General features: G+C 74.2%; 14 protein-coding genes. 9 read left to right on the forward strand and 5 right to left on the reverse strand.

Annotated features, from left to right (window positions below; translation table 11 throughout):
- The 3 genes from smc to ftsY all read left to right on the forward strand — a co-directional run bounded on the left by smc (position 1) and on the right by ftsY (position 5,361).
- Entirely contained in the window at positions 1-3,639 is a 3,639-nt protein-coding gene (gene smc, locus ACWHYA_RS10430; RefSeq protein ID WP_425941820.1) for a chromosome segregation protein SMC, read from the forward strand.
- 82 nt (positions 3,640-3,721) lie between these two features.
- Positions 3,722-4,042, forward strand: a complete 321-nt coding sequence (locus ACWHYA_RS10435) for a hypothetical protein (protein ID WP_425941293.1) — start codon at positions 3,722-3,724, stop codon at positions 4,040-4,042.
- A 128-nt stretch (positions 4,043-4,170) separates the two neighbouring features.
- The gene (gene ftsY / locus ACWHYA_RS10440; RefSeq protein WP_425941292.1) at positions 4,171-5,361 is read left to right on the forward strand and encodes a signal recognition particle-docking protein FtsY; all 1,191 of its coding nucleotides are present in this window, start codon (positions 4,171-4,173) and stop codon (positions 5,359-5,361) included.
- On the opposite strand, the gene ACWHYA_RS10445 is transcribed toward ftsY, so the two are convergent.
- Positions 5,342-6,334 carry an oxygenase MpaB family protein gene (locus ACWHYA_RS10445; protein WP_425941290.1) on the reverse strand — a complete coding sequence of 331 codons (993 nt, stop codon included), beginning with the start codon at positions 6,332-6,334 and terminating at the stop codon, positions 5,342-5,344. The two genes, ftsY and ACWHYA_RS10445, sit on opposite strands and share 20 nt — an antisense overlap.
- Positions 6,335-6,427: 93 nt before the next feature.
- On the opposite strand from ACWHYA_RS10445, the gene ffh reads away from it, so the two are divergent.
- The 4 genes from ffh (at position 6,428) to ACWHYA_RS10465 (ending at position 10,957) form a co-directional block, all read left to right on the forward strand.
- The gene (ffh, locus tag ACWHYA_RS10450) at positions 6,428-8,080 is read left to right on the forward strand and encodes a signal recognition particle protein (protein WP_425941288.1); all 1,653 of its coding nucleotides are present in this window, start codon (positions 6,428-6,430) and stop codon (positions 8,078-8,080) included.
- A gap of 65 nt (positions 8,081-8,145) precedes the next feature.
- Positions 8,146-9,177 (forward strand): LLM class flavin-dependent oxidoreductase, encoded by a 1,032-nt coding sequence (locus ACWHYA_RS10455; RefSeq protein WP_425941286.1) that lies wholly within the window; start codon positions 8,146-8,148, stop codon positions 9,175-9,177.
- Between the two features lie 50 nt (positions 9,178-9,227).
- Entirely contained in the window at positions 9,228-10,379 is a 1,152-nt protein-coding gene (locus tag ACWHYA_RS10460; protein ID WP_425941284.1) for a M4 family metallopeptidase, read from the forward strand.
- Positions 10,376-10,957 carry a mismatch-specific DNA-glycosylase gene (locus tag ACWHYA_RS10465; RefSeq protein ID WP_425941282.1) on the forward strand — a complete coding sequence of 194 codons (582 nt, stop codon included), beginning with the start codon at positions 10,376-10,378 and terminating at the stop codon, positions 10,955-10,957. Before ACWHYA_RS10460 ends, ACWHYA_RS10465 begins: the two co-directional genes overlap by 4 nt.
- Here the strand turns inward: ACWHYA_RS10465 and ACWHYA_RS10470 are convergent.
- Entirely contained in the window at positions 10,954-11,652 is a 699-nt protein-coding gene (locus ACWHYA_RS10470; RefSeq protein ID WP_425941281.1) for an N-acetyltransferase, read from the reverse strand. The two genes, ACWHYA_RS10465 and ACWHYA_RS10470, sit on opposite strands and share 4 nt — an antisense overlap.
- Before the next feature lie 76 nt (positions 11,653-11,728).
- Here ACWHYA_RS10470 and ACWHYA_RS10475 point away from each other — a divergent pair, with 76 nt between their 5' ends.
- A complete protein-coding gene (locus ACWHYA_RS10475) occupies positions 11,729-12,832 on the forward strand; it encodes an amidohydrolase family protein (RefSeq protein WP_425941280.1) in 1,104 nt (367 codons plus the stop codon).
- An 8-nt stretch (positions 12,833-12,840) separates the two neighbouring features.
- On the opposite strand, the gene ACWHYA_RS10480 is transcribed toward ACWHYA_RS10475, so the two are convergent.
- From ACWHYA_RS10480 to aceA, 3 genes are read right to left on the reverse strand one after another with little or no spacing between them, the layout of a single operon-like run.
- On the reverse strand, positions 12,841-14,430 hold the full coding sequence (locus tag ACWHYA_RS10480) for an aldolase/citrate lyase family protein (protein WP_425941278.1): 1,590 nt from the start codon (positions 14,428-14,430) through the stop codon (positions 12,841-12,843).
- Positions 14,430-14,561, reverse strand: coding sequence for a hypothetical protein (locus ACWHYA_RS10485; protein ID WP_425941277.1), 132 nt, complete (start codon positions 14,559-14,561; stop codon positions 14,430-14,432). Before ACWHYA_RS10485 ends, ACWHYA_RS10480 begins: the two co-directional genes overlap by 1 nt.
- Before the next feature lie 23 nt (positions 14,562-14,584).
- Positions 14,585-15,895 carry an isocitrate lyase gene (gene aceA / locus ACWHYA_RS10490; RefSeq protein ID WP_425941275.1) on the reverse strand — a complete coding sequence of 437 codons (1,311 nt, stop codon included), beginning with the start codon at positions 15,893-15,895 and terminating at the stop codon, positions 14,585-14,587.
- A gap of 119 nt (positions 15,896-16,014) precedes the next feature.
- Here aceA and ACWHYA_RS10495 point away from each other — a divergent pair, with 119 nt between their 5' ends.
- Positions 16,015-17,514: a helix-turn-helix domain-containing protein gene (locus ACWHYA_RS10495; protein WP_425941273.1), complete on the forward strand. Its 1,500-nt coding sequence runs from the start codon at positions 16,015-16,017 to the stop codon at positions 17,512-17,514.
- Positions 17,515-17,549: the final 35 nt, after the last annotated feature.

A 17,549-nucleotide genomic window follows, 5' to 3' on the forward strand; every position in this document is an offset into this window, starting at 1 on the left:
GTGTACGTCAAGAGCCTGACCCTCAAGGGGTTCAAGTCGTTCGCCTCGACGACGACGCTGCGCCTCGAGCAGGGGATCACCTGCATCGTGGGCCCCAACGGCTCCGGCAAGTCCAACGTCGTGGACGCGCTGGCCTGGGTCATGGGGGAGCAGGGGGCCAAGAGCCTGCGCGGCGGCAAGATGGAGGACGTCATCTTCGCCGGCACCTCCGGCCGCCCGCCGCTGGGCCGGGCCGAGGTGTCGATGACGATCGACAACACCGACGGGGCGCTGCCGATCGACTACGCCGAGGTGACCATCACCCGGACGATGTTCCGCAGCGGCGGCTCGGAGTACGCCATCAACGGCACCGGCTGCCGCCTGCTCGACGTCCAGGAGCTGCTCTCCGACTCCGGGATCGGACGGGAGATGCACGTCATCGTCGGGCAGGGCCAGCTCGACACGGTCCTGCGGGCCACCCCCGAGGAGCGGCGCGGCTTCATCGAGGAGGCGGCCGGCGTCCTGAAGCACCGCAAGCGCAAGGAGCGGGCCCTGCGCAAGCTGGAGACGATGGAGGGCAACCTCACCCGGCTGGCGGACCTGGTCGCCGAGATCCGCCGACAGCTGGGTCCCCTGGGCCGGCAGGCCGAGACCGCCCGCCGGGCGGCCACGATCCAGGCCGACGTCCGGGACGCCCGCCTGCGGCTGCTGGCCGACGACCTGGTCCAGCTCACCAGCGCGCTGGAGCAGGAGCTCGCCGACGAGCAGGCCCTGCTGCGCCGCCGGCAGGCGGTGGAGCAGCAGGTGGCCGCCGCCGAGCAGGAGGTCGCCGGCCTGGAGGAGGCGGTCGCAGCCTCGGCGCCGGTGCTGCAGGAGGTCCAGGACCGGTGGTACACCCTCTCGTCCCTGCTCGAGCGGGTCCGCGCCCTGGGGGAGCTGGCCCGGGAGCGGGTGCGGCTGCTGGGCGTCGAGGAGGAGGACCTGCGGGGTGAGGACTCCGGTCCCGGCCGCGGCCGCGACCCCGAGCAGCTGCGCGAGCAGGCCCGCCGGGTGCGTGCCGAGGAGGACGCCCTGCTGGCCCGCGTGGCCGAGCTGACCCGGACCCTGGCCGCGGCGGAGGACGAGCGGGCGCGGGCGGAGCGGGCGCACGCCGAGGAGCAGGACCGGCTCGCCCGGTTGGCGCGGGCGGCGGCCGACCGGCGCGAGGGGCTGGCCAGGCTCGCGGGCCAGGTCTCCGCCCGTCGCTCGCGGGTCGAGGGTGGTGAGGGCGAGATCGCCCGGCTCACCGCCGCCGCCGGAGCCGCCGTGGAGCGTGCGGTCCGGGCGGAGCGGGAGCATGCCGCGCTGGAGGCGACCGTGCTCGACGTCGAGCGGGGGGAGGAGGACCTGGACCAGGCCTTCGAGCGGACGGAGCGAGCCCGCGAGGAGGCCGGGGCCGAGGTCGGCCGCCTGGCCGAGGAGCTGCGGACCGCGCAGTCCGCCCAGGCCACGCTGCAGGCGCGCGTGGAGGCCCTCTCGATGAGCCTGCGGCGCACCGACGGCGCCTCCGCACTGCTGTCCGCCGAGGAGGTCTCCGGCCTGCTGGGACCCCTGACCGACCACGTCCAGGTCCAGCCCGGACGGGAGGCGGCGGTCGCGGCCGCGCTCGGCTGGGCGGGGGAGGCGGTCGTCGTGGAGGGCCACGGCGCCGCGGGACGCGCCCTGGCCTGGCTGCGCTCGCAGGACCAGGGGCGGGCCGGTCTGCTCGTGCCGGGCGATCCCTCGCCGGAGCCCGCGGACCGGCCCGGGCTGCCCGCCGGGGCCGTGTGGGCCGTCGACGTCATCGGACCCGCGGGAGGCTCCGCGACGCTCCTGCCGGCCCTGGGCACCCTGCTGGACCGGGTCGCGCTCGTCGACGACGCGGACGCCGCCCGTCGGGTCGTCGAGGAGCTGGACGGGACGACGGCCGTCACGACCGAGGGGGACGTCTACGGTCCGGGATGGGTGCGCGGGGGTTCCAGCGCCGCGCCGAGCCTGCTCGAGCTGCAGTCGGCGCTGGAGCAGGCCCAGGACGGCGCCGGAGAGGCCGCCGCGCGGGCCGAGCGGCTCACGTTCGAGCTGGCCGCCGCCCGGGAGCGGCTCTCCGCGGCCGAGGTGGCGGCCGAGGATGCGCTCGAGGCCCTGCACGAGTCCGACGCGCGGATGACGGCGGTCGCCGAGCAGCTGGCCCACCTGGGGCAGGTGGTGCGGGCGGCCCGGGCCGAGCACGAGCGGCACTCCGCCGCGGTCCGGACCGCCGAGGAGGCCCTGGCCTCCACCCGGGAGGAGCTCGCCGACCTGGAGCGGCGCCTGGCCGACGCCGAGTCGACGACCCAGGGGCAGCCCGAGGAACCCGACACCGCCGAGCGGGAGCGGCTGGCGGAGGCGGCCGCCCGGGCCCGCAGCGTCGAGACGGAGGCCAGGCTGACGCTGCGCACCCAGGAGGAGCGGGCCCGCGCCCTGAGCGGGCGGGCGGAGGCCCTGGAGGCCTCGGCCCGCAACGAGCTGGCCGCCCGGGAACGCGCGGCCGCACGGCGCCGCCGCCGCGTCCAGGACCGGGCGACCGCCGACGCGGTCGCCGCAGGAGCGGCATACCTGGCGGTGCGGGTGGAACGCCTCCTCGCCGGGGCCGCCCAGGAGCGGGACCGCCTGCGCCTCGAGCAGGGGGAGCGGGAGCGGTCGCTGGGGCTGGCCCGCGGCCGGGTGCACCAGCTCGGGGCGGACCTGCGCGAGCTGACCGACTCCGTGCACGCCGACGAGATCGCCAGGGCCGAGCAGCGGCTGCGGATCGAGGCGCTCCAGGCGCGCTCGCTCGAGGAGCTCGGGGTCGACCCCCAGGTGCTCGTGGACGAGTACGGCCCGCACCTGCCGGTGCCGGTGCTGACCGGGAGCGATCGAGGAGGATCCCCGGGGCAGGACGAGGCCCCCGACGCCGAGGCTCCCCGGGAGGTCCCCTTCGTGCGGACCGACCAGGAGAAGCGGCTGCGCCGGGCTGAGCGTCAGCTGTCCGCGCTGGGCCGCGTCAACCCCCTCGCCCTGGAGGAGTTCGCCGCGCTGGAGGAGCGCCACCAGTTCCTCACCACCCAGGTCGAGGACCTGCGACGGTCCAAGGCCGACCTGCTGGAGATCGTCAAGGAGGTCGACGAGCGGGTGGAGCGCGTCTTCACCGAGGCCTTCCACGACACCGCGGCCCAGTTCGAGCGGGTGTTCGCGCGGCTCTTCCCCGGTGGGGAGGGACGGATCACCCTGACCGACCCGGACGACATGCTCACGACCGGCATCGAGGTCGAGGCCCGGCCGCCGGGCAAGAAGATCAAGCGGCTCTCGCTGCTGTCCGGGGGCGAACGCTCGCTCACCGCCGTGGCCCTCCTCGTGGCGATCTTCAAGGCCAGGCCCAGCCCCTTCTACATCATGGACGAGGTGGAGGCGGCCCTCGACGACACCAACCTGGGCCGCCTCATCACCCTCTTCGAGGAGCTGCGCGACTCCAGCCAGCTCATCGTCATCACCCACCAGAAGCGCACGATGGAGATCGCGGACGCGCTCTACGGGGTCTCCATGCGCGGCGACGGGGTGACCACGGTCGTCAGCCAGCGGGTCCGGGACGTGGCACCGGCCGGTGCGCACGCACCCTCCGTGTGAGACCGGTCACGATCCACGTCCGGTCCGGGACACGCGCGGGACGGATTGGGGCACCCGCCGGTGCGCACGGCACACTGGGACCATGTTCGCTCTCGTCCTCGCCATGCTCATGTGCGTCGCCCTCGGTGCCGGGGTCGTCGGCTACGTCATGCTCGAGGCCCGGCGGGAGGGGCGCGGAGAGTTCTGGACGCCCGAGGGCGAGGAGCTGCTCGCCGGGGCCCGACGGACCGGTCAGAAGGTCGTGACCCGGAGCGAGCGGATCGCGGGGACCGCCACCCAGCGGACCCAGGCCCTGCGCTCGCGGGGAGCCGAGCGCGACCGGCGCACCGCTGCGGCCCCGGACCGCGGTGCGCCCACCGGCGGCGACCACGAGGACGACGACCGGCTGCGCGCAGCCAGCTGAGCATCGGACGCGCCACCGGCTGAGCACCGCCGGCTGAGCACCGCCGGGCCGCCTCGGCCGGAGGAGGCCGGGCCAGAGCGTGCTCCGGGGGGTCGGGTCCGGCTCCGGCGTCTGGGAGACTGTCACCCGTGGGACCGATCAATGAGCTCTGGGAGATCCTGACCCTCGTCAGCGTCATCGTGGTCGGCGCGCTCGTCGCGCTGGTCGCCCTGGTCCGTGGACGAGGAGGCGGTTCGTCGACCCTTCCGCGCACCCCCGGCCCCGGCCGGGGAGCGGAGCGCGAGGGTGACGTCCTCACCGAGGACCGGCCCGACGGCACCGGGGTGGAGGACCGCGGCGGGGGTGTGGCGGTCGAGCCCGAGGCCGGGCCCAGGGCCCCCACGCTGGAACGGCCCGACTCCGCGCGCGGGCGGCTCCAGCGTCTGCGCGCCCGGCTGGCCCGCTCCAACTCCGCCATCGGCAACGCCCTGCTGGCGCTGCTGTCCCGGGGCGGGCTCGGCGAGGAGGACTGGGAGGAGGTCGAGGACACCCTGCTGGCCTCCGACCTCGGGGTCGAGGCCACCGAGGAGCTGGTGACCTCCCTGCGGCGGCAGGTGAGCGTGGACGGGACGACCGACCCGGTCCAGGTCAAGCAGTGGTTGCACGACGACCTGCTCGCCCTCGTGGACCCCACCATGGACCGGCGGATCGCGGCCAGCCGCACCGACGGCCTGCCGGCGGTCATCCTCGTCGTGGGGGTCAACGGCACCGGCAAGACGACCACCGTGGGCAAGCTCGCCCGCGTCCTCGTGGCCGAGGACAAGGACGTCGTCCTGGGCGCCGCGGACACCTTCCGCGCGGCTGCCGCCGACCAGCTGCAGACCTGGGGGGAGCGCGTGGGCGTCCCGGCGGTGCGCTCCCACCAGGAGGGCGCCGACCCCGCCTCGGTGGCCTACGAGGCGACCAAGGCCGGCATCGAGATGGAGTCCGACGTCGTCATCATCGACACGGCCGGCCGCCTGCACACCAAGCGCGGGCTGATGGACGAGCTCGGCAAGATCAAGCGGGTGGTGGAGAAGCTGGCCCCCGTGGGCGAGGTCCTGCTCGTCCTGGACGCCACCACGGGGCAGAACGGCATGCGTCAGGCGGAGGAGTTCGCCAAGGAGGTGGCGATCACCGGCATCGTGCTGACAAAGATGGACGGCACGGCCAAGGGTGGCATCGTCGTCAACGTCCAGCGCAAGCTCGGCGTGCCGGTCAAGCTCATCGGCCTGGGGGAGGGCGCCGACGACCTGGCGCCCTTCGACGCGGAGGCGTTCGTCAGCGCGATCGTCGGCTGACCGCCGTCGTCAGCTCCGGGTCGGTCGGCGAGGGTTTCCAGGACCGGCCCGAGGAGGGCAGCTGCGAGCTGCCCGGCCGGTTGCGCGGGTCGGCCGGGTCGCTGAGCGCCCAGCGGACCCCCGCGGTGCCGAGCCGGCCCAGCGGCCCGGCGACGGTCCGCAGGGCGAGCGCGTCCGCCCTGCGCAAGGGCCCCGGCAGGTGCAGGTCGAGCATCTCGCGGGCCGAGGACGGCAGCAGCTCCACCGCACCGGCGGCCAGCATCCAGAAGCCGGGGCGGGCCAGGGGCGGCAGCGGGGGCTCGGCCAGCAGGAAGCGCGCCACGTCGCGGGCGCCCGGGGTGGCGCTGAGCTCCGGTCCGAAGGCGTCGAGCTCGGCCTGCAGCCCGGCGGTCGTCGTCGGCGGGTCCACGACGCCCAGCAGCGCAGCGACCGACCCGGCCTGGGCCACGTAGGTGTCGGCCTCGTCCGGGGTCAGCGGCGTGCGGGCGTAACGCTGGTGGGCCACCAGGAAGCTGTCGATCTCCGCGACGTGGACCCAGCGCAGCAGGTGCGGGTCGCCGGCGGCGTACCGTCGGCCGTCCGGAGCCGTTCCCTCGACCGTCGCGTGCACCCGGTTGATCCGCTCGACGACCCGGTCCGCGAGCTCGACCGGCCCGAAGGTGGTCGCGGCCAGGAACTCGCTGGTGCGCTGCAGCCGGCCCCACGGGTCCCCGCGGTAGCCCGAGTGCTCGCCGACCCCGGCCATCGCGAGAGGGTGCAGCGACTGCAGGAGCAACGCCCTGATGCCGCCGACGTACATCCCCGCGTGTCCCTGGACCCGGCAGATCGGGTCCTGGGGCGCGAAGCGTCGGGGTCCCGGGGCCAGCCAGATCGCCTGGGCGCGCCGCTCCGCGTCCGGGCCGGCCACCCGGTCGCGCAGGGCTCCGGCGAGCCGACGCCGGGAGCGTGCGAGCAGGGACGGGTGCGGGGCCACGATCGCCAGTATGACGCAGGCCGGTCGCCCTCGACGCGGGTCCGGGCGGGCGGGGGTCACCGGGCGGCGTCCCGCCGCACGTATCCTTGCGGGGTGTTCAACTCCCTCTCCGACCGACTGACGCTGACCTTCAAGAACCTCAAGCGCAAGGGCACCGTCACCGAGTCCGACCTCAACGCGACGGTCCGGGACATCCGGATCGCGCTGCTGGACGCCGACGTCGCGCTGCCGGTGGTCAAGCAGTTCACGGGCCGGATCCGCGAGCGCGCCCTGGGGGTCGAGGTGCACCAGGCGCTCAACCCGGCGCAGCAGGTCGTCAAGATCGTCAACGAGGAGCTGGCCGCCATCCTGGGCGGGGAGACCCGTCGCCTGCGGCTGGCCAAGAACCCGCCGACGGTGATCATGCTCGCCGGCCTGCAGGGCTCGGGCAAGACGACCTTCGCGGGCAAGCTGGGCCGGTGGCTCGCCGAGCAGGGGCACACGCCGATGCTGGTGGCGGCCGACCTGCAGCGGCCCAACGCGGTGACGCAGCTCGAGGTCGTCGGCCAGCGCGCGAACGTCCCGGTCTTCGCCCCCGAGCGGGGCAACGTCTTCGGCCACGACGCCGCCCTGGAGTCCGGCGAGGGGACCCGCTCCTTCGGCGACCCGGTCGACGTGGCCGTGGACGGGGTGGAGGAGGCCCGGCGCAAGGGTCACGACGTCGTCATCATCGACACCGCGGGACGGCTGGCCATCGACGTCGACCTCATGCGCCAGGCCAGCGACATCAGGATCGAGACGAACGCCGACGAGGTGCTCTTCGTCATCGACGCGATGATCGGGCAGGCCGCCGTGGAGACGGCCAAGGCCTTCTCGGACGGCGTGGGCATCACCGGCTCGGTCCTGACCAAGCTCGACGGCGACGCCCGCGGTGGTGCGGCCCTGTCGGTGGCCACCGTCACCGGCCAGCCGATCCTGTTCGCCTCGACCGGCGAGGGCGTCAAGGACATCGAGCTGTTCCACCCCGACCGGATGGCCTCGCGCATCCTCGACATGGGCGACGTGCTCACCCTCATCGAGCAGGCCGAGAAGGCCTTCGACCAGGTGCAGGCCAAGGAGATGACGCGCAAGTTCCTCTCCGACGAGGACTTCACGTTCGACGACTTCCTGGACCAGATGGCCGCGATCAAGCGGATGGGCTCGCTGAAGCAGATGCTCGGCATGATGCCCGGCATGCAGGGCATGCGGGCCCAGCTGGACTCCCTGGACGAGCGCGAGTTCGACCGGGTCGAGGCGATGGTGCGGTCGATGACGCCCTTCGAGCGCAACCACCCCAAGCAGATCAACGGGTCGCGCCGGACACGGATCGCCCGGGGGTCGGGCACCTCCGTCTCGGAGGTGAACCAGCTCCTCGAGCGTTTCGGCGAGGCGCAGAAGATGATGCGCCAGCTGAAGAAGGGTGGCGGCATCCCGGGAATGCCCGGCATGCCGGGCATGGGGGGCGGTCCCGGAGGTGGCAAGAGGGGCAAGCAGACCACGAAGAAGAAGGGGAAGTCCGGCAACCCGGCCAAGCGGGCCCAGCAGGAGCGCGAGGCCGCGCAGAGGGCGGAGGCGGCCCGCGAGTCGTCCTTCGAGAACGCCTTCGGTGCCGGGGCCCTGGGTCTTGACGACGAGACCCCCCCCGGCCAGGGCGGCGACCTGTCCGGGCTCAAGCTGCCCCCGGGGTTCGAGAAGTTCCTCGAGGGCGGGCAGGGCGGCCAGAAGTAGGCGCGGGGAACACGCCCGTGACCCTCGTTGTTGATGCATCAACAACGATCTGAGGAGGGCCGGGCATGACCGTCGAGCTGGGGCTGGACACCTTCGGCGACGTGACCGTCCGGGAGGACGGCACCCCGCAGAGCGCCGCGCAGGTGCTGCGGGACCTCGTCGAGCAGGGTGTGCTGGCGGACGAGGTCGGCGTCGACGCCTTCGGCGTCGGTGAGCACCACCGCCCGGACTTCGCGGTGAGCGCGCCCGACGTGGTGCTCGCCGGCCTGGCGACCCGCACGTCCCGCATCCGCCTCGGCTCGGCGGTGACCGTGCTCAGCTCGGACGACCCGATCCGTGTCTTCGAGCGGTTCTCCACGGTCGACGCGCTCTCCGGCGGGAGGGCCGAGGTCGTGCTCGGTCGCGGCTCCTTCACCGAGTCCTTCCCCCTCTTCGGGTTCGACCTGCGCGACTACGAGACGCTCTTCGCCGAGAAGCTGGACCTGTTCACCCACCTCCTGCACGAGCGTCCGGTGACCTGGCGGGGGACCACGCGTCCGCCCCTGGTGGAGCAGGAGGTCTGGCCCAGGACGGAGTCGGGGCGGCTGGCGACGTGGATCGCCGTCGGCGGCTCCCCGCAGAGCGTGGTGCGGGCGGCGTCCTACCGCCTGCCCCTCATGCTGGCCGTCATCGGCGGGCCGGCCCGGCGTTTCGCACCGTTCGCCGACCTCTACCGCCGGGCCCTGGGCGAGGCCGGGGCTCCGGAGCTGCCGGTGGCCGTGCACTCCCCGGGGCACGTCGCCGACTCCGACGACCTGGCGCGCGAGCAGCTCTACCCCCACTTCAAGGCCAACCGCGACCGGATCGGGGCCGAGCGCGGCTGGGGACCGATGACCCGCGAGCAGTACCTCGCCGAGATCACCGACGGCGCCCTCTACGTCGGGTCCCCCGAGACGGTCGCCCGCAAGGTCGCCGCGACGGTCCGCACCCTGGGTCTGTCCCGCTTCGACCTCAAGTACGCCAGCGGGCCGATGCCCCACGCCCAGCTGATGCGCTCCGTCGAGCTCTACGGCACCCAGGTCGCACCCCGGGTGCGCGAGCTCCTCGCCGAGGGCTGAGCGGGTCCCTCCCACCGGCGCATGTCGGTGGGCCGTGCCAGGGTGCACGTATGTCGTTCCCGCACTGCTCGATCGTCCCGCCGTACCTGCTCCGGCGGCTGGTGCAGGCCGACCCGGGCCTGCGCCCCGCCGTCGAGTTCGCCCTGAGCGACGGTGCCCAGGTGCGTCACCGTCGCGAGGTGAGCGCCACGCGGTGGCCGCAGGGTCATCCTCCGTCCGGCCAGGGCATCATCGCCTGGCCGATGCAGGAGCGTGCGGCACGGACCCCGCAGGTCGCCGGGGACCTCGCCGCGGGTGTGCCGGCCACCGCGACGCCGCGCCGGGCGGTGCACGACGCGGGCCACGGGACATCCCTCCCCGGTGAGCTGGTGCGGGCCGAGGGCCAGCAGCCGTCCGGGGACGCCTCCGTGGACGAGGCCTACGACGGGCTCGGCGCGACCTGGCGGCTGCTCGCCGAGGTCTACGACCGCGACTCCCTCGACGGCCGCGGCCTTCCGCTCGTGGCCACCGTCCACTACGCCCGCGACTACGACAACGCCTTCTGGGACGGACGGCAGATGGTCTTTGGTGACGGCGACGGGGTCTACTTCGCCGGGTTCACCCGCAGCATCGACGTGGTCGCCCACGAGCTGGCCCACGGTCTGACGCAGTACACCGCCGGCCTGACCTACGTCGGCCAGCCGGGTGCGCTGAACGAGTCCGCCTCCGACGTCTGGGGCTCACTGGTGCGGCAGCGGGTGCGCGGGCAGACGGTGGAGGAGGCGGACTGGCTCATCGGGGCCGAGCTGTTCACCGACCGGGTCCAGGGGAGGGCGCTGCGCTCGATGGCCGCCCCGGGCAGCGCGTACGACGACCCGGTGCTGGGACGGGACCCCCAGCCGGGGCACATGGACGACTACGTCGTGCTGCCGCACGACGCCGACAACGACAACGGCGGCGTGCACGTCAACTCGGGGATCCCCAACAAGGCGTTCCACCTGTTCGCCACCGCTCTGGGCGGACACGTCTGGGAGCGGGCCGGGCAGGTCTGGTACGACACCATGACCACGCGCGGGCTGGTGCCGCGCGACGTCGACTTCGTCGGGTTCGCGGCGGCGACGCTGGAGGCGGCCCGGCGGCGCTACGGCGACGGTGCGGAGGGGCAGGAGGTGGCGGGGGCGCTGCGGTCGGCCTGGACGGGTGTCGGGGTGCCGGCCGGATGAGCCGACGCTTCACCCGGGAGGAGCTGGCCGGGTTCCGCGACGCGGAGGTTCCCGACCTGCTGCCTCCCGGCGGCCGGGTCCGGCTGCTGTTCGTGGGCATCAACCCCGGGCTGTGGACCGCGGCCACGCAGACGCACTTCGCCCATCCCGGCAACCGGTTCTACCCGGCCCTGCACCGGGCCGGCATCCTGCCCGAGCCGGTCGATCCCGCCGCCGGGCTGGACGACGAGCAACGCGCCGCCCTGCTGGACCGGGGGCTGGGGATCACCAACCTCGTGCGTCGAGCCACCGCCCGGGCCGACGAGCTGACCGCGGAGGAGCTGCGGGAGGGCGGCGCCCGGCTCCGCGCGCTCGTGTGGCAGGCCCCGCCCGTCGTCGTGGCGGTCGCGGGCATCACCGCCTACCGGACCGCCTTCGGCGAGCGTCACGCGGTTGCGGGCCGGCAGCCGGAGGACCTCGAGGGGGCGCAGCTGTGGGTGGTGCCCAACCCCTCCGGGCTCAACGCCCACGAGACGGTGGACACCCTCGCAGCCTGCTACGCCCGGGCCGCCCGGGCCGCGGGGGTGCTTCCCGCCTAGAGCACCGGCCGTCGGCGCGACGGCTTCCACAGCTGCTCGCTGCCCAGCGGCACGAAGCCGTGCCGCAGGAAGAAGCGCAGGGAGCGGGCGTTGCCCGGCGTCACCGAGGCGACCAGCACCTCGCCGGCGGGCAGGCGACCCAGGATGCCCTCCAGCAGGACGTCGGCCGCGCCCCCCTCCGCCTGGATGCCGACCTCGGGCAGCCCACCGATGCCCAGGGAAAGGGTGGCCAGCGCGCTGCTCGCCCGGTCGGGCAGCCCGTACACGTCGACCTGGTCGCGCCACTCGCCGGCGTGGGCGGCCCGGTCGGTCTCGGCGAGGTCGGGCCGGTGCACGAGCGGACCGCCCCGCCCGGTTCCCCGGCCCACCAGGAGGACGTCGAGGACGTTGACCGGCCCCTCGCCCGCCAGGGCCACCGTCACCCGGGGGTCGTGCGCGCCCCCGAACCCGTGCACCCCCAGCGCCGCGAGGTCGCCGTCGGTGATCTCCTCGTCGACCACCATGACCGCGTGCCCGGTGAGCGCGACCGCCGCCTCCACCCCCGGGACCCAGGGTGCCGACCGGGAGAACTCCCCGTCGGCCGCCGGGAAGCGCCCCTCCGCCGCGTCCCGGATCACCTGGCCCAGGTCGACCCGCGGCACCCGCAGCGGAACGCGGGAGGAGAGGGGAGGGGACTGGTCACGGGGGTCGGGCACGAGGGCCCAGTCTACCCGGGGGCGAGGCCCCGGTAGCCTGACGCCACGGCATACCCCGCGAGGAGGCGAGGCGCAGATGAGCTCACCGGTGCTGCACGTCAAGGGTCAGGTCCTGGTCGGGCCCGAGGAGGTGCTGGACGAGATCTGGGTCGTCGACGGGAGGGTGAGCCTGAGCGCTCCCGGCGGGGGCGAGGTGGAGACGGTGCACGGGTATGCCCTCCCCGGGCTCGTGGACGCCCACTGCCACGTGGGCCTGGAGGCCCACGGTGCGGTGGACGACGCCAGGGCCGAGGAGCACGCTCTCGCCGACCGGGACGCCGGGGCGCTGCTGCTGCGCGACGCGGGCAGCCCCGCCGACACCCGCTGGGTGCAGGAGCGCGAGGACCTCCCGCGGCTGATCCGGGCCGGTCGGCACATCGCCCGGACGAGGCGGTACCTGAAGAACTTCGCGTGGGAGATCGAACCGGAGGACCTCGTCGCGTACGTGCGCCAGGAGGCCAGGAACGGCGACGGGTGGGTCAAGCTCGTCGGTGACTGGATCGACCGGGAGACCGGCGACCTGGGCACCTGCTGGCCCGTCGACGTGCTCGCCGACGCGATCGCGGCCGCCCATGAGGAGGGGGCCCGGGTGACGGCCCACTGCTTCGGGGAGCAGTCCCTGGTCGACTTCGCCGAGGCCGGGACCGACTGCATCGAGCACGCGACCGGACTGACCGACGAGACGATCGGGACCTTCGCCGACCAGCAGATCGCGATCGTCCCGACCCTGGTCAACATCGACAACTTCCCCGCCTTCGCCGAGGCGGGGCGGGGCAAGTTCCCCACCTACGCCGACCACATGATGGACCTGTACGAGCGGCGCTACGAGACGGTCGCGAAGGCGCGCGAGGCGGGCGTGCCGGTGTACGTCGGCACCGACGCCGGCGGACAGCTGCCCCACGGGCTCGTGGCCCAGGAGGTGGAGGCCCTGACCCGGGCCGGCTTCGGTCCCCTGGAGGCGCTCGGCGCCGCGACCTGGGAGGCCAGGCGCTGGCTCGGGCGGCCGGGGCTGACCGAGGGGGAGTCGGCCGACCTGGTCGTCTACCAGGAGGACCCCCGGCAGGACGTGCGGGCCCTGGCCCGGCCGCACCGGGTGGTGCTGCGGGGTCGGGTGCAGCCGCACTCCGGCGCCCGCGGGTAGGACCGGGCTCAGGCCGCCGTCCCGCCGCCCTCCAGGCCGCCGGTCTGGGAGACGGTGAGCAGCACCTCGTAGGCGCGCACCGAGAGGAAGGCCGGCGGGTCCTCGGCCACGACGGCGTCCCGCAGCAGCCGGACGGCGTGCTGCAGCAGGTCCTCGCGTGCGCCGCGCCGACGGATCAGCGCGACCTCGTCCTCCAGCACGCGGTCGAGGAGGCGGGTCGACATCGTGGGCCCCTCGGCGAACCGGGTCCCGTGCGCCAGCCACTGCCACAGCTGCATCCGGGCCAGCTCGACCGTGCCGAAGTCCTCGATGTGCCCGGAGATCGTCGCGGTGCCCTCGCCCGCCAGCCACCCGGTCAGGTAGGTCAGGGAGGAGCGCAGGGCCGTCCGCATCCCGGTGAGGGTGGCGGTCCCGGGAAGCGCGCTCACGTCCCTCAGGGCCTCCGGGTCGACGACGACCTGGGGCTCGTCGGCACCCTCGGCCCGCCAACGACCGGTCGCGTCCTCGCCCGAGCGGCGGTCCCGCTCCTCGAAGGGAGCCCGTGCCACCGGCACCAGGGCCGGGTGCAGCGTCCAGGCGCCGTCGAAACCCTGCTTGGCCTCCCGGGCCTTGTCCCGGTGCACCCGGGCGTGGGTCATCGCCACCGAGTCGTCGAAGGGTCCGCTGGCGGCGAGCGCGATCGGTCCACCGATCGCCTGCACGCCCCGGCGGTGGCAGGTGCGCACGATCACCTCGGTGTAGGTCCGCAGGAAGCGGGTGTTCATCGTGAACGCGTCCCGGTCGGGGAGGGTGTGGTCGGAGCGGTGCCCGTAGGTGCGCAGGTGGGAGAAGACGTAGTCCCAGCGGCCGGCGGCCAGACCGGTGACGCGTCGGCGCAGCGCGTGCAGGATCTCCTCGAGCTGGTAGATCGCCTGCACCGTCTCGACGAGCACGCTGACCCGGGTGCACCCGGGCGGCAGCCCGAGGGCCTCCTCGGCGCGGGTGAGCAGCTCGTCCCACCAGGCGGCCTCCTCCCCGGTCTCCAGCTTGGGCAGGTAGAGGTAGGGGCCGGTCCCGCTGTCCAGCAGGCCCTGCCCGCACCGGGCCAGGAAGGTCACCACGTCGACGACCGGCGCGCTGGCCGGTTCGCCGTCGACGACCAGGTGGGCCTCGGGCAGGTGCAGGCCCCGCGGTCGGACCATGAGGGTGGGCACCATCGGCTCGGCGTTCCCCGTGCGGGAGGCCGCGACCTCGGAGATGACCTGGTGGGCCGACGTCAGCCGGTCAGGGGTGGGGACCAGCATGTCCTCCAGGTCGGCCACCCAGACGTCGGTGCCCGCGCCCAGGGCGGCCTTGGCCGCCTCGGCGGTGGCGGGCGTGGCCAGCTCGACCAGGCGGTAGGTCAGGTCCGCAGGCGGGGGGGACACCCGCCAGGAGGAGTCCTCCCGGACGGCGCGGGTCGCCGCCTGCAGGCCCAGGTCCTCCCCGGCCTGCACGCGGCGGTTGAGCTCCTTGCGCGCACGGACCAGGCGCACCCGTTCGGGGCGGGTGGCGCGCTCCACGTCGGTCAGCACCGCCAGGGCACGGTCGTCCAGCAGGTCGGTCAGGTAGCTGTCCATCAGGCTGTCCTTGCCTCCGGGGGTCGGTGGGCGGCGGTGGTCGTGGTCCGTCCCGCGTGGGCGGACGGCCGGCGCGGCTCCGCGACGAGCGGCACCCGGTGACCGGCCGCGAGCTCGTCGCGACCGGTCACCGGGTGCACCTGCCCCGGGTCGCTCAGTGCTGGAACTGCTCGGCCTCGGTGGAGCCGGACAGGGCCGTGGTCGAGGACTCGGGGTTGACCGCGGTGCTCACAGCGTCAAAGTACCCGGTGCCCACCTCGGACTGGTGGCGGACGGCGGTGTAGCCGCGCTCGGCGTCGGCGAACTCGGCCTCCTGCAGCTCCACGTAGGCGCTCATCCCGGAGCGGGCGTAGCCGTGCGCCAGGTGGAACATCCCGTGGTTGAGGGAGTGGAACCCGGCCAGCGTGATGAACTGGAAGGCGTAGCCCAGCTCGCCCAGCTTGTCCTGGAACTCGGCGATCTCGCGGTCGGAGAGCGCGGCCTTCCAGTTGAACGACGGCGAGCAGTTGTAGGCCAGCTTCTGGTGCGGGAAGTCCTTGTGCAGCTCCTCGGCGAACTCGCGGGCAAGGCCCAGGTCGGGGGTGCCGGTCTCGACCCAGATCAGGTCGGCGTAGGGGGCGTAGGCCTTGGCGCGCGCCAGCACCGGCTCGATGCCGTTGCGCACCCGGTAGAACCCCTCGGAGGTGCGCTCGCCGGTGGTGAACTGCTGGTCGATCTCGTCCACGTCGCTGGTCAGCAGGTCGGCGGCCAGGGCGTCGGTGCGGGCGATGACGACGCTGGGCACGCCCAGGACGTCGGCGGCCAGGCGGGCCGAGTTCAGCGTGCGCACGTGCTGGGAGGTCGGCACCAGCACCTTGCCGCCCAGGTGGCCGCACTTCTTCTCCGAGGCCAGCTGGTCCTCCCAGTGCACGCCGGCCGCGCCGGCGGCGATCATCGACTTCATCAGCTCGAAGACGTTGAGGGGACCCCCGAAGCCGGCCTCCGCGTCAGCCACGATCGGCACGAAGTAGTCGGTGTCGGTCTCGCCCTCCATCCAGGAGATCTGGTCGGCGCGCTTGAGGGCGTTGTTGATCCGCCGGACCACGGCCGGCACGGAGTTGGCCGGGTAGAGGCTCTGGTCCGGGTAGGTCTCCCCGGCGAGGTTCGCGTCGGCGGCCACCTGCCAGCCCGACAGGTAGATGGCCTCGAGCCCGCCCTTGACCATCTGCACCGCCTGGTTGCCGGTCAGGGCACCCAGGGCCCGGGTGAAGGGCTTGGTCTCCAGCGCCTCCCAGAGCCGCTCGGCGCCCCGGCGGGCCAGGGTGTGCTCCTCGACGACGGAGCCGCGCAGGCGGACGACGTCCTCGGCGGCGTAGCGCCGCTCCACGTCGGCCCACCGGGGGTCGGAGGCCCACTGCTGCTCCAGCTCGACGGCCATCTCGGCCGGGGAGAGGCTGGCGTCGTGCGTGCGGGTCGTGGTCGTCATTGATGAACCCCTGTCCTGTGGTGGTGATCGGTCCGTGTTGACAACACTGCCCCACCCGGACCCCCGATGCACCCCCCAGGAGGTGTGAAGTTTCGCACTTCTTTCGCTATCGTGCACAGATGACCACCGTGCACGAGCGCGTCCTGCCGTTCACCCCCTCGGTGCGCCTGGACGGGACCTCCCCACCGACGGCCGACGGGTCCGGCGACCCCGTGGCGCTGGGGCGGCGGGTGCGCCACCACCGGCGTGAGGCGGGGCTGACCCTGGCCGCCCTCGCCGAGCGCACCGGCCTGTCGGCCTCGGCGCTCTCGCTCATCGAGAACGGAAGGCGCGAGGCCCGGGTCTCCACGCTGACGACGCTCGCGCGGGCGCTGGGGGTGCAGACCGACCAGCTCCTGGCGGGCGCACCCCCCAGCCGTCGCGCGGCGCTGGAGGTCCGGTGGGAACGCGCCCAGCGCTCCCCGGGGTTCGAGAGCCTGGGCATCCCGGAGGTCCGGGTGGGGCCCAGCCTGCCGGACGACGCCCTCGAGGCCCTCGTGGGGATGTACGAGACCGTCGTGGGGCTGCAGCACCACCGCACCGCCACGCCGGAGTACGCCCGGGCGGCCAACTCCGAGCTGCGGAGGCTGATGCGCGAGGCGGACAACTACTTCCCCCTCATCGAGGAGCGCGCGGCCGAGCTCGTGGCGGTGGTCGACCACACGCACGGGCCGGTGACCCGGGAGGCGGTCAACCGGATCGCCCGCCACGTCGGGTTCGACATCGAGCCGGTGACCGACCTGCCGTCCTCCACCCGCACGGTGACCGACCTGGAGCACCGCCGCGTCTACGTGCCCGTGCGCGGCGGCCACGACCTGCGGGCGACCGCCCTGCAGGCGCTGGGCCACACCGTGCTCGGCCACGAACCCCCGCGGGACTACGCCGAGTTCCTCGCCCAGCGGGTGGAGATCAACTACTTCGCCGCCGCGGTGCTGCTGCCGCGCTCCAGCGCGGTCCCCTTCCTGCAGCGGGCCAAGCAGGACCGGGACATCGCGCTGGAGGACCTGCGGGACGCCTACGGTGTCTCCTTCGAGACGGCGGCGCACCGGTTCTGCAACCTGGCCACCCGGCACCTGGACCTGCCCGTCCACTTCCTGCGGACCAGCGCCGACGGGGTGGTCTACAAGGCGTACGAGAACGACGGCATCCGTTTCCCCATGGACGCCTCGGGCGCCATCGAGGGGGCCCGGGTATGCCGTTCCTGGACGGCGCGGGTGGTCTTCGAGCAGCCCACGGGGGAGGTCTACCACCAGTACACCGACACCGGCCGTGGCACGTTCTGGTGCACCGCGGTGGCCGAGCAGACCCCCGCCGGTCGGTTCTCGGTCGGCGTGGGGGTGCCCTACGACCAGGTGCGCTGGATGCGGGGACGGGACACCGGGCACCGGCGGGTGTCGGGCTGCCCGGACCCGCGCTGCTGCACCCAGCCCCCTCCCGAGCTGGCCCGGCGCTGGCAGGGCCGGGTCTGGCCCAGCGCCCGGGCGCACTCGCACCTGCTCGCCGTGATGCCGCCGGGCGTCTTCCCCGGGGTGGACGACACCGAGGTCCTGCGCTTCGTGGCCGAGCACGCCGGCCCGTGAACGGCGGTGGAGCGGCGGCGGTGTTGGGGGGCGCA

The organism is Ornithinimicrobium carbonis (assembly GCF_977012275.1).